General features: G+C 71.3%; 4 protein-coding genes. 1 reads left to right on the top strand and 3 read right to left on the bottom strand.

The genetic code is table 11. The features are described 5' to 3' along the window. Positions 1–116 precede the first annotated feature (116 nt). Together ACIBJE_RS26775 and ACIBJE_RS26770 are read right to left on the bottom strand one after the other, a co-directional pair. Entirely contained in the window at positions 117–4,517 is a 4,401-nt protein-coding gene (locus tag ACIBJE_RS26775; RefSeq protein WP_396752961.1) for a S8 family serine peptidase, read from the bottom strand. A gap of 364 nt (positions 4,518–4,881) precedes the next feature. Continuing rightward, the gene (locus tag ACIBJE_RS26770) at positions 4,882–6,123 is read right to left on the bottom strand and encodes a MalY/PatB family protein (protein WP_396752959.1); all 1,242 of its coding nucleotides are present in this window, start codon (positions 6,121–6,123) and stop codon (positions 4,882–4,884) included. Between the two features lie 402 nt (positions 6,124–6,525). On the opposite strand from ACIBJE_RS26770, the gene ACIBJE_RS26765 reads away from it, so the two are divergent. After that, positions 6,526–9,882, top strand: coding sequence for a LamG-like jellyroll fold domain-containing protein (locus ACIBJE_RS26765; protein WP_396752957.1), 3,357 nt, complete (start codon positions 6,526–6,528; stop codon positions 9,880–9,882). 207 nt (positions 9,883–10,089) lie between these two features. On the opposite strand, the gene ACIBJE_RS26760 is transcribed toward ACIBJE_RS26765, so the two are convergent. Beyond that, positions 10,090–13,227, bottom strand: coding sequence for a hypothetical protein (locus ACIBJE_RS26760; RefSeq protein WP_396752955.1), 3,138 nt, complete (start codon positions 13,225–13,227; stop codon positions 10,090–10,092). Between the last annotated feature and the right edge of the window lie 24 nt (positions 13,228–13,251).

The following is a 13,251-nucleotide window of genomic DNA, read 5'->3' as shown; positions in this document are numbered from 1 at the left end:
GTCCGGGTGGTAGCAGGGGTCCCCTGCTACCACCTGAGCACCCCGGGCCGGAACGCGGTCCGGCCCCGCCCGGTCGGAACCAGGCGGGGCCGGACTTCGTCAGCCGACGCCAGGCGTCAGCAGCCGGTGGCGGACAGGTTGAAGTCCTCCACCGTCGGTGCGCTGGTGTTGAGCTTCGTCTGGCGGGTCTGCGGCTTCCACCCGTCCTTCGCGACGATCAACGTCAGCGGGTTGTTCCGCCGGTCCATCCAGTAGGCGTACTTGCCGGCACCGTCGGTCTGGAACGTGTACGACGACGCCCACGAGTCCACCTGCACGGTCGCTCCCGCGAGCGGCGCGGTGGCGCCCTGGCAGCTCGTGCCGGTGACGGTACCCGTCAGCTTGGCCCAGGTGGTCGGCGGCTGCACCACCAGGGTCACGCCGACCTCGGGCACGGTGTAGGGGGTGTTCTCCCCGATCGTGACCGCTGCGGAGTACGTCCCCGGCTGGTCGACGTTCGCGGCCAGCCCGACGGTGACCGTGACCGCCTCGCCGGGGGCGAGGGTCGCCTCCGTCTTGTCGATCGTCATCCAGCTGACGTCGGCGGCAGCCGCGGAGCAGCCCTCGAAGCCGGGTAGCGCCTCGCTGTCCGGGGTGGCCGTGAAGCTGCCCGAGGAGCCGCCCACCTTGTAGAACCCGCACGCCGCGCCGCCCCGGTACCGGGCGGTGTTGGCGTTCGGCAGCGCCGACCAGGCGTTACCGGCCGGGTCGTAGGAGAAGCCGGCGTTGGTGATCGCGCCGTCCTGCGAGCCGCCGACGACGATCAGCTTGCCGTTCGCGGTCGCGTACGCGCTGGCCCAGCTCGTGGCCGGCGCGTCGGCGATCGCGGTCCAGCTGGCGCTGCCCGGGTTGAGGGCGTAGCTGGCCTTCTGCGGGTTCGTGCCGTCGTTGCCGCCGGTGCAGTACACCACCCCGTCGATCCCGCCGCAGGAGGCGAAGGCGACCGACTTCGGGTAGTCGGGCAGCGCCGCCCAGCTGTTGCTGGCCGGGTCGTAGGCGACGACGTCGTTCGACATCGGCGTGCAGCTGGCGGTGGTGCAACCACCGATCGCCAGCAGCTTGCCACCGACCACCGCCTGCCCGGCGGCCGACCGCGGCGCCGGGTTGTCGGCCAGCTCCGACCAGGCGTTCGCCGCCGGGTCGTACGACCAGGTGGCGGCGTCCGGGCCGGAGGGGCCCCAGCCGCCGGTGGCGATGATCTTCCCACCGACGACGCCCACCGTCATGGCGTTGCGCGCCTCGGGCAGGTCGGCGATCGCCGTCCAGGCCTGGGTGGCCGGGTCGTAGACGTAGTTCTTCGCCGACGAGGCCGATCCGTTGCCGCCGCCGATCGAGTACACCTTGCCGCCGAGGGTGACCACCGCGTTGTCCATGACGTTGCTCGGGTAGTCGGCGATGTCCGTCCACGGCGCGGCCTGCGGACCGGTCGCCGCCGGCATCACCCCGGTGCCCATCGTCGACTTCGCCGCGAACGACGTCGGGGCGTTGAGGCGGACCCGCTGGGCGCCGGTCGAGCCGAGGATCTGCTGCTGGCTGATCCGCGAACCGTCGGCGCGCAGCAGCTCGAAGCCCTTGTCCTGCTCACCGAAGGTGACGTCGACCGGCGCGCCGCCGGTGTTGGTCACGGTGAAGGACTTGGTGGTCTTGCCGGTGGGCATCCGCAGCGTGGCGGAGACCGCGGCCGGCTTCACCGACAGCCGGCCGGCGGCGAGCTGGAAGTTCGCGGCGGTGGCCCAGTCGGCCTCGACGTCGATCGACTTCGCCTGGTTGACGTAGCCGGAGGCCTTGGCCGTGAACCGGTGGGCGCCGGTCAGCGACGAGAACATCCAGTAGAAGCCGTCCGCGAGCTCGGTGTCGTCCGGCGTCGCCACGGTGGTGGCGGTCTCCGCCGGCCGGTCGTTGCTGGTGACGGTGGCACCGTTGACGTAGCCGTTGTTGTTCTTGTCGCGGACGTGGCCGAGCACCAGGCCACCGTTGACCGGCTGGCAGACGATCTGGCTGCCGATCAGCACGTTGTCGACCTGCCACCACCAGTCGTAGGAGCCGACGTGGTAGTGGAACCGGACCTGGACCTGCGACTGGCCGGCGGCCTGCGGGATCGCCACCTCGGTGAGCTTCGGCCCCCGGACGTCCGCCGTCTGCCGGAGCACGTTCGTCCAGGTGGCACCGCCGTCGATGCTGAGGTCGACGTCGGCGTTCTCACCACCGAGGTGGTTGAAGTCCTGGTTGAAGCGGATGACCGGCGCGGCGACGTCGGTGAGGTCGACGATCGGGCTGACCAGCGAGGTGTTCTGCTGCTTGCCGCTGCCGTACTCGTCGCTGTCGATGATGGCGAAGCTGCCCGTGCCACCGGTCAGGTTGCGGCGGGCACCCGGGTCGTTGAACTGCCAGACGAACCCGCTGTTGATGTGGTCGACCACCGTCCAGCCGGCCGGCGTCGTGGTGCCGTCGAAGGTCTCGTACACACCGTCGGAGCCGTTGCGGTACCCGGGCGCGAGCGAGCAGGAGTCGCTCTTGACCGGTACGTCGACGTTGGCGACGACGTTGGCCGAGCCGACCACGACGTCCTTGGTCACGGTCTGGTAGCCCGGGTACTGGGCCTCCACCGTCAGCTTGTACGTTGCCCCGGCCGGCAGGGTGAGGCTGTAGCGGCCGTTCGCGGGCGTGGTGTAGTCGGAGACGCCACCGGCGCCGGCCACGGTCACCTTCGCGTAGAGCGGCCAGCCGTGGCCGGAGCCGTCGCTGACCCGGCCGCTCACCGTGACGCTGGGGACCGGGGTGAGTGCCACGTCGACCGTGGTGGTCGCACCGGTGGTGACCGTCGCCGGGGCGGTCTTGCTGCCGTAGCCGTACGCCGTCACGGCGACCTGGTAGTCACCGGCCGGGAGCAGCGAGGAGTACGTGCCGTCGGCGCCGGTGACCAGAGTACGGTCGGCCGGACCGGTCAGGGCGACGGTGGCGCCCGCGAGCGGCTCGCCGGTGGCCGCGTTGGTCACGGTGCCGGCGAGGGTGCCGGTGTCACCGATCGGTGCGGCGTTGAGCAGGGCCAGCGCGTCCAGCCGCCCCTCGCCGAACACGTTGTTGTCGTCGTCGGTGCCGCCGCACTGGCTGGCCGGCGCGTCGACCGCCGACCCGTCGAGCAGCGCGCGGGTCGCCGGGATGTCGCCGACCAGCGCCGGTGCCGCCGACCACAGCAGCGCGATCACGCCCGCCAGGTGCGGCGCGGCCATCGAGGTGCCGTTGTAGCTGGCGTAGCCGTTACCCGGGATGCTCGACCGGACGTTGACGCCCGGGGCCGCGATGTTCGGCTTGATCTCGCCATCCTGTCCGGCGCCCCGGCTCGAGAAGCTGGCGATGTTGTTGTTCACGTCGTACGCGCCGACGGAGTAGTTGGCGGTCCGGCTACCCGGCGATCCGCTGGTCTGGCAGGCCGAGCCGCTGTTCCCGTTGGACCAGGTGCCGAAGATTCCCGACGCCGCCCAGGCCAGCGTCACGTCCTCCATGAACGGGTCGTTGGAGGGCAGGCGCGTTCCCCAGGAGTTGTTGATGATGTTCGGCCGCTTGCTCGCGTCCGGGTTCTGACCGTTGAGGTCGGTCGGCTCGAGCATCCACTCACCGGAGGTGACGAGCGCCGCGTCGCTGGGGCAGCAGCCGTTCGCCGCGATCCAGGTGACCTCGGGCGCGACGCCGATCTGGTTGGCGCCGGCCTCGCCCGCCATCGTGCCCATCGTGTGCGTGCCGTGGCCGTCGGTGTCGCAGGGGGCGGTGGCGCACTCCCCGGCCGCGTCGAACCAGTTGTAGTTGTGGTCGAACGTGCCGTCGCCGTTGTTGCCCCGGTAGGAGCCCACCAGCGCCGGGTGGTCGAACTGCACGCCGGTGTCGATATTGGCGACCGTGATGCCGGCGCCCTTCACTCCGTACTCGGACCAGACGTCGTCGGCATTGACGTTGGCGATGCCCCACTCGACCGCGTTGACGGTCTTCTGGTCGGCACCGTCGGTCCGCTTGGGCACCTCGTAGACGACCGGGGCGTACAGTCCCTCGACCTCACCGTGCGCGGCGATGTCCTGCGCCATGTTCGACGAGCCGCTGCTCACCTTGATGGCGTTGCTCGCCCAGAAGGTCTCGTACTTGACGCCGGCCTTGTCGAGCTTGGCGCGGACCTTCGCCTGGCTCTCCGCGGCCGTCTTCTTGAGCGCCGCCGCGACCGCGGTGCCGCGCTCGTTCCAGTCCTTGATCGCGCTGGCCTTGCTCAGGTCCGCGCGTGGTCCGAACCGGATCCAGAAGTCCGTCTCTTCCTTGGCCTCGAACGCCTTGGTAAGCTCGGAACGGACTTTGTCCTTCACAGAGGACAAATCACCGGGCGCGGCCAGCGCGCCGGATCCGGTCGCGGCCAGCCCTGACACGGTGAGCACCAGCGCCGCACCGGCGCTGACCAGCGATCGCCCGAGGCGTCGCGGGTTTGTACGTTTTGACATGCGTGCTTTCTCCTAGAGAGAACGATCCTGAGTTGATCGAGCCATGGTGGAGAGAGCAAAGAGGGTCCCCCTGGCTATGAGCAGGGACGGACGGCCCTCCGTGCCCGGGCACTTTGCGGATCTACGCCAGCGGCCCCGGGACTGACACTAGGATCAAGATGATCGCCGATCAATATTTTGCGCGGCAAAACCTTAGGAGATCTTTAAGGGCATCGTCGGCTGTCTAGCGGCAAAACGCCCATGTCCCTGGAGCAGTTAGCCCACCCGTCCCGCTTACCTGCGCACGCCGTCCGGCACCACGTCATGACCGCCGTGAATCGGCGACAGGCTGCGGGAAGGCCGGGGCCGACGAGTGGACCCGGGCTCAGCCCGTTGACGGACGGAGCGCGTCGACCGCCCGACCCATGCGGGTGACGGCGTCGGTGAGGATCGCGGGCGAGGTGGCGAAGTTGAGTCGCACGAAGCCGGTCCCGCCGGTGCCGAAGACGTGCCCCGAGCTGAGGGCGACCCGCGCGCGGTCGAGGAACATCCTCGCCGGCCCGGCGAGATCACTGACCACACCCGGTGCGCCGGCCGGCTGCTCGGTGGCGATGCCCAGCCGGGCGCAGTCCAGCCAGGCGAGGTAGGTGCCCTCGGGACGGTGGTATCCGACCGTGGGGAGATGCTGCGCCACCAGCGTCTCCAGCAGCGTGCGGTTGGCGTCGAGGCCGTCGAGCAGGAAATCGAGCCACGGCCCGCCGGCGTCGAAGGCGGCGGTGTGCGCGATGACGCCCAGGTGGCTGGGCCCGTGGCTGACCTCTTCCGGCATGCGCTCCAGGTCGGTGGCGGCCTGCGGCCCGGCGACCGCGAGCGCCGCCTTGAGGCCGGCGAGGTTCCATGCCTTGGAGGCGGAGGTCAGGGCGAACGCGTTCTCGGCACCGGGCACCGTGAGGTACGGGGTGAAGCGCGCCCCGGGGAGCACCAGGGGGGCGTGGATCTCGTCGGAGATCACCCGCAGGCCGTGCCGGTCGGCCAGCTCGGCGACGGCCGCGAGCTCGTCGCGGCGGTGGACGACGCCCGTCGGGTTGTGCGGGTTGCACATCAGGAACGCCGGCCGGCGGCCGCAGGCGCGGGCCCGACGGAAGGCGTCGTCGAGAGCGGCGTGGTCCATCCGCAGGTCGGGTCCGAGTGGGGCCTCGATCACCTGCCGGTCGGCGTGGCTGACGAAGGCGTAGAACGGCGGGTAGACGGGGGAGCAGACCACCACCGCGTCGCCGGGGTCGGTGACGAGCCGGAGCACCTCGACGATGCCCATCATCACGTCGGGCACGACCGTGGTGTGGTCGACGCGGAAGTCGTGCCAGCCCCAACGGCGGGCGGCGAACCCAGCAAGCGCCTCGGCGTACGCCGTCCCGTGTGCGTAGCCGGTGTCACCGAGGTCGATCGCGCGGCGGAGCGCGTCGGCCACCGGCGCGGCGAGCGGAACGTCCTGCTCCGCGACCCAGAGGGGGAGCACGTCGGACGGGTGGGCACGCCACTTCACGCTGGTGCGCTGCCGGAGTTCGTCCAGCGTCAGCGAGGTGAGCGGATTCGGGTTCGCGGCGCCGTCGGCGGAAGGCCGTGCCATGCAAGCCACCCTAGTACGACAGCGACCACGGCCGTTCCCGCCGGGCGGCCCCTGCGGCCCGCACCTCGAACTCTCGGGGCTCGGCGGTCACCCACGCCAGCCTGTCGTTCCCGCCAGGGCGGTCCTTGACCATTGGTCTATACCAGTATTAGCCTGCGCCGTATCTGCCCGGAGGTGCGGGCGGCCTCTGGATACCGAGCGCACGCCCGCCAGCCTGCGTCGCGGTCACCGACTCGATAAGGAGAAGGGCTGATGGCTACTAGACGAAGTACGAATCGATGGACACGTGTGGCTGCACTCCTGGTGGTGTGTCTCGCAGCCGGGGGAGCCGTCCAGGCGCCGGTTGCGGCAGTGGCGCCGGCTTCACCCCCGGCTACGGGTGGGCCGTCAGGTGGAGACGCCATGCCGGACGGGCCGGTCGGCGGTCGACCGGACCAGCCGGCGTTCCCGGACGGATACGTCCAGCGCGTCCAGGCGGCCCTACGGCAGGGGACCGACACGTGGGGCGAGCAGCTCATGGCGCTGCCCGGCGGCCCGACGATGGCGAACATGCAGGATCTTCTCGTGCCGGCCAGCCACGGCGACGACTTCTGGCACGACACCCGGTGGAACAACCTTCCACTGACGTACCCGATGCCGGACCTCAAGAACTTCAGCGCGCAGCGGGACTTCAGCTTCCACTTCACCGACGGTAGCCAGATCAACTCGGACTTCGCCGACGGGCGGACCCGGCAGTGGGTCAAGTTCTACGTCGGCGACGGGGCCGAACTCTACGGGTCGGCCGAGACCAGGCTCGACGAGCCGACGCTCGCCGACGGCTACCAGCCCGTGCTGCAGAACCGCTACACCGACCGCCAGGGACGGATCTACGAACGGGAGTCCTTCGTCACGCGGTTCTCCGACTCCGCGCGGCTCATGAGCATGGTCCGCTTCACCGTCCGGCCGGGGAACTCCGGCCAGACGTCGGCCAAACTCCGCGTCAACCTGAACGGCATGTACGTCGCCGGGGCCGTGGCTACCGGAAACAACCTCAAGGTGGGCGACAAGCTCGCCCTCGCCCACAGCGGCCAGGCGGCGTGGAGCGCACCGGACCTGACCTACACCCTCGACCTCAGCGGAGGCCCGGCGGAGGTCCACCTGCTCCTGATGAACCAGCCCCAGGCGCTCGGGACGGTCGTCATGGACAAGAGCGGATACGACACCAAACGGGCACAGATGATCGCCTACTGGAAGGGCCAGCTCGACACCGGGAGCGGGGTGCAGATTCCGGAGAAGTACGCCGCCGACGCCATGCGGTCCATGCTGCTGACCAACCTCGTCATGGGTTACAACCTCACGATCGGCAACGGCTACGAGTTGCCCGACGACCCGAAGTTCGCGTGGATCCCCGAGGTGGTGGCCACGGTGGGGTCGCTCGGCGACTTCGGCTACGCGCCGCGCACCCGGCAGACGATGGACGAGTTCCTCGTCCGGGGGCAGTACCTCGACGGGTTCACGACCTGGGAGCGGGGCATCAAGCTCCAGGCAGCCGCACGGTACGTCCTCCAGACCGGCGACTCCGCGCTCATCACCACTCACCTTGCCGACTTCAAGGCGTGGTTCGCCGACATCGCGAAGCAGCGGACCAACGACCCCAACGGGCTGCTCGCCAAGACGAGCCTCTACTCCGACAACAGCACCAAGGCCCATGGCATCCACCACCAGTCCGACGTGTGGCGGGGCCTGCGTGACATGGGCGTCGTGCTGCGCCTCATCGGCCGCCCCGGCGACGCAGCGGCCTTCACCGCACAGGCCGACGGGCTGCGCGCCGCGACCCTCGACGCGATCAACCGGAGCAAGACGCAGTTGCCCGACGGCTCGATCTTCGTGCCCATCGCGCTGCTCGATCCCAACGACTTCGACCCGGCGGGGATGATCACGGACTCGCAGCACGGCAGCTACTGGAACCTCATCATGCCGTATGCGCTGGGCAGCGGCCTGATCGATCCCGACAGCACTCTCGGGAAGGGCCTGACGGCCTTCCTCAACAACCACGGCGGCCTGTTCCTCGGGCTGACCCGGTTCAACCTCTCCGGTGAGCCGGTCGAAGCGTGCCAGACGCGCCCTGCCGGCCCGTGGCCCGCAGCGGACGGTTACCGGTCGAGCGGCGTCGACCAGCAGTACGGCTGGTCCTACCTCAAGTACCTCGACCAGATCGGTGACGCCGATCGGATCGGGTTGACGTTCTACGGCATGCTCGCCCAGGGCTTCACCCGCAACACCTTCATCGGGGGCGAGGGCGAAACCGTCGCGCCGTGCCCGATGGAGTACTACCGCTCCCAGTTCCGGGCACCCCTGTCACCGAACAACGCCACGTACCTGAAGGCGCTGCGGGGGATGCTCGTCAACGAGACCCTCGACGCCGCAGGTGTGCCGACCGAGCTCGACCTGGCCCCGGCGACGCCCAAGCCGTGGCTGTCCGACGGCCAGACGGTCGGGGTCACCAAGCTGCCGACCCTGTTCGGTCCGGTGACATACTCGATCACCTCGACGGTTGCCCGGGGCACGGTCGAAGCCACGATCACGCCACCACCCGCTGCGGCGGGACGGCCCGAACTCCAGCGGGTCAAGCTGCACCTCCGACTGCCCGCGGGCTACCGACTGGACGGTGCGACGGCCAACGGCCGGGCGGTGGCCGTCCAGGACGATGTCGTGACCGTCCCGACCACCGGGACGACGACCGTTCGCGCGACCGTGACGCCGGTTCCGGTGGCCCCGGTGTCCAGGGCACAGATCGTCGCGGCGGACCTGGCGACCATGGTGGCGCCAGGGGCGACGGCCGACCTCGGGATGCTCGTCGAGATGTCCGGGACCGGTGTCGTCAAGGGCCGGATCTCGGTGGACCTGCCGAACGGATGGACGGCACGGTCCGGGCAGACCCCGTTCGCCCGCAACGCCAAGAGCGGGCTCACCTGGCAGAATGTCCGCGCACGCGTCTCGGTCCCGGCTGACGCGGCACCGGGTGACTACCGGATCACCATGACCGCACGCCCGGACGGCGGGCAGCCGAGGGCGTTCACCAAGACCGTGACGGTGGCCCGGCCGACTTCCGGCACCTACTCGGACCTGGTACGGGCCGACGGCGCCGTCGGCTACTGGCGGCTCGACGACAGCGGGACGACAGCGCTCGACAGGTCCGGGCGCGGCAACGACGGGGTCGTTCGGGGAACCGTGGTCCAGGGCCAGCCGGGACCGCTGGCCGATGAGAACAGCCGGTCGATGAGCCTTGAGGGCGGCTACATCGAGGTACCCGACTCGCCGAGCCTGAGCCTGACCGGTCCCTATGCCCTGGAGGCGTGGGTCTACGTCCGGGAGGGCGGCGACCAGGGCGTACTGGAGAAGTACGATCCGCCCGCGCGTAACGGGTATCTCCTGCGCCTGGGCGCGAAGAACCGGCCGGCGGCGATGAACCTCTCCGACACCCTGTCCACCACCGGTCCGGCCGATGCCCCCGTGCTGCAGTGGGGTTGGCACCACCTGGTGTCCGTCTTCGACGGTTCGACGCTCAAGATCTATCTCGACGGCACCGAGCGCGCGTCCGTGCCGATGAGCAGGATGCCGGCCGACGGGGCTGCCTCGCTGAAGATCGGGGCACGAGGGGACGACGCGGGGAACCCCTTCGGCGGGTGGTTGTCCGAGGTCGCCGTCTACGATCGCGCGCTCACCCCGGACCAGGTGAAGGCCCACTACGTCAAGGGCGTGACGGTCGTGAGCCGATGAGATCCGGCGGTCCGCCGACCTCGGGCGTGCCCTCGTAGAGGGCTTCCCCTTCGTGTCCTCGACCGCCGAGGCCCAGAGCTCGGCTGCGGCAGGCACGGGGCCCATGATCGTTCTGCGACCATGGGCCCCGTGCCGTCTCGTCGGCGTCCCACGATGCCGACAGATGCACCATCGGCGACGACGCGGCACGGATCGCCCCCGTCGTCGTCACCCGGACGGAGGGACCACCGGAGCGGTCAGGCGGCGGCGGCTCCGTGACAGGAGCAGGCCGACGGCGACCAGGGCGACGCCGACGCCGGCGGCGTACCCGGGGAGGTCGACGGGAATGCCCAGGTGGACGGTGATGCCGAGGATGCGGGACAGGCCCCAGGGCAGCAGCACCAGCTGGTCGTTCCACACCGTCAGCGCGCGCTCCAGGCCGACCGCCGCGACCAGGCCGGACAGCACGCCGAGCGGGACGCCCGCAGCGGTCACGGTCAGCCCGACGGCGCTGCGGCGCCGCAGACCGTACCGGTCCCGCAGGACCACGGCGGTGGCCACGAACAGCCAGCAGAACGCCGCGAAGGCGACGGTGACGTACACCGTGCGCGGGGTCGGCTCGGTCCAGAAGGCGAACCAGTACCTCCCCGGTCCGCGTCCGGCGAGCGCCGTCAGCAGCAGCACGCTGCGCAGCAACGCGACGCCGCCGACCACGGCCCACAGGTGGAACGGGTCCCGCCGGCCGACGACGAGGCGTGCGACGAGGGCGAACAGCGCCCACCCGCCGAGCGTGACCAGCAGGTGCGCCGGGGCGGCGAACCAGGTGAGGACGAGCCGGCTCGCCACCAGCACCACGGCCGGGACCAGCCACACCAGCACCCGGTCCACCCGGGACGCGGGCGTCGGCAGCGCGGCGACCCGCCAGGGTCGGACCGCGCCGAGCAGCAGCCCCCGCGCGGCGGCGCCGCCGACGCCGCGCCCGCGCAGACCGAGCAGCACCACCAGCAGGATCGACCCGAGCAGCACCCGGGCCGCCCAGGCCATCGCCGGGTCCCGGTCCGCGCGCGCCGCCCCGAGGTCGGCGGCGGTGAAGTTGTACGCCGGCAGGTCCAGGTCGGTGCCGTGACGCTGCCGGTGCACGTCGCGTGCAGCGCGGTACGCCGTCCCGGCCGACCGCCAGTCGTCGTACGCGGCCGGGGAGCCGGTGTCCAGCCACTGCGCGTGCCGCAGCACCATGGTCCGGTAGGCGCCCAGGGTCTCGAACAGGTTCACCTGGTAGTCGAGCGTCCTGGTGAAGTGCCCGCGCAGCCCGGCGTCCCGCCAGGTCGCCGGATCCGTCGCGGCGACCAGGTCGCGCATGCGTCGGGCCAGCGCGACGGCCTGCCCGCCCTCGTCGACCGCCTCGTCCACGCGACCGCCGGTCACCGCGTAGACGCTGCCGAGCGCGGCGGAGTCGCCGGTCGGGATGTCCCACTCGAAGATCCACATCATCGGAGGCGGTTCCAGCCCGAGCGCCCGCACCGACCGGTCGGCGTAGGGCCCGAGGTAGAGGCCCTTGGTGACGGCCGGCCGGGACAGCGCCATGGCCTGGCCGATCGCGGCGACGGTGGCCGGGTCGGCGGAGAACGTGCGGTACGCCCAGTCCGCCGTGACCTGCGCCGGGTCGACGTCCGGGTCCCAGGCCAGCCGGCCGACGGCGTACGTGTTGAGGTCGTACAGCTGCCAGAATCCGGCGCGCAGGTGGAGCGACATGGGCCCGGCGCGCAGCGGGCCGCCGTCCTGGGTCCAGTTCCAGACGCCCTCGACCTTCGGGTTGGCGGCGAGGAACGCGCGTAACGCCTGGCGGTGCAGCGGGCCGAGGTCGTTGGGCAGCGAACCGAACCCCTCGAACTCGCGCCGGGCCTGGAACTCCACGATGCGACGGTGCCCACCGGCCAGCAGGGTGGTGTTCAGCGGCAGGTGGCTGTAGAAGTCGCCGAGGGTGTACTTGGTGGACACGACCAGGTGGGAGTCGTCGAACCCGCCCAGCACCTGCGCGTACGACTCCGGGTTGGTGTGCAGGTCACCGACGGCGCCGACGCCCACCGTCCAGGTGCGGAAGACGACCTCCCGGCCCGCCTCGCCCGCGGTGTCCAGCAGCGCCCGCAGCATCGCGCGCACGGACGCCTCCGTGGTGACCACGAGCTTCGACGAGTAGTCCCAGCCGTCCTCGGCGTACACCTCGCCGCCCTCACCGACGCGGACCATCAGGCCGTCGACGAACGGCATGCTCTCGAACAGCTCGGCCAGCCCGGCCTGGTAGACCGCCCACAACCGGGGATCGGCCACGTCGAGGCCGCCGACGGTCCTCGTCAGGTACGCCTCCAACGGAGGCGACACCGCGAGCATGTCGGTGAGCAGGAAGACCTTCACGCCCATCTCCTCGGCGTACCGGAAGACCGGGCCGAACGCCGCGACCATCGCGTTCGCGCGGTCGACGTGCGGGTCGCCCGGCCGGTAGACCGCCCGCCCGTCGCCGACCTTCGCGAAGGTGACGTACTCCAGGAAGCCGGGCACGACGATCCCGTTGTAGCCCTGCGCCACCGAGTGGTCGACGAACTGCCGGAACTGGGCGTCGATGCGGGCCACCGCGCCGGCGTCCACCCACGGCGCCTGCGGGAGCAGCGCCTGCCCGACCACGTCGGTGTTCAGGTTGTAGTCGTCGCCGGCGGCGAAGGCGGCCGGGTCGGGCTCGCGGCCCACCGAGCCCGCGTCGGTCAGCCGCAGGCCGAGCCGGGGCGTGACCACCCGGCCGGCGTCGGCGGCGGGCAGCGGCTCGGCGCCGGAGCGGATCCGGTCGGCGAGCCGGTACAACCCGGCCGAGACGCCCGCGACGTCGCCCCCCTCGACGGCCAGCTCGGTCCCCCGGACGGCGAGCCGGTACGACTCCGGCGACCCGGCCGGGCCGGCGAGCACGGTCGCCCGCAGAGTGGTCACCGCCGACAGCGCCGCGCCGGTCCGACGGGGGCCGGTCGCCGGTCCGGCCGTTGCCGGCGCGCCCGGGGCGGTCCCGGAGGTGACCGGGCGCGACGCGGCCGGGGTGACGACCGGGCGGGGCAGGCCACGGGAGACGAGCGCGTCGGCGACGGCGGTCGCGGCCTTCAGCGTGCGCGGCTCGTCGGGTACGACGAGGGACGCCAACGGCGGTGCCGGCGCGGCCACCCGTGGCGGCGCGGCGGTGACCTCCTCGCGCGGCACGGCGGCGGGGGAGTGGCTCAGCCCGAGCGTGTCACCGACGCCCCAGGCCACCCCCGCGCCGAGCGCCAACAGGACGACGGCGGCGACAAGCAGCGGGTACGGCCTCCGGACCCGGGCAACGTGAGCCACACTCGCATCGTAGTGCCACTGTGG

The organism is Micromonospora sp. NPDC050187, from assembly GCF_044459745.1.
GTDB lineage: Bacteria > Actinomycetota > Actinomycetes > Mycobacteriales > Micromonosporaceae > Micromonospora.
The sequence above is the reverse complement of the archived record's forward strand: the minus strand, read 5'-3'. Positions and strand labels throughout refer to the sequence as shown.

Excerpts from the sequence above, each read along its gene's own strand:
- ACIBJE_RS26775 (WP_396752961.1), bottom strand. The coding sequence starts at position 4,517 with ATGTCAAAACGTACAAACCCGCGACGCCTCGGGCGATCGCTGGTCAGC.
- ACIBJE_RS26770 (WP_396752959.1), bottom strand. The coding sequence starts at position 6,123 with ATGGCACGGCCTTCCGCCGACGGCGCCGCGAACCCGAATCCGCTCACC.
- ACIBJE_RS26765 (WP_396752957.1), top strand. The coding sequence starts at position 6,526 with ATGCCGGACGGGCCGGTCGGCGGTCGACCGGACCAGCCGGCGTTCCCG.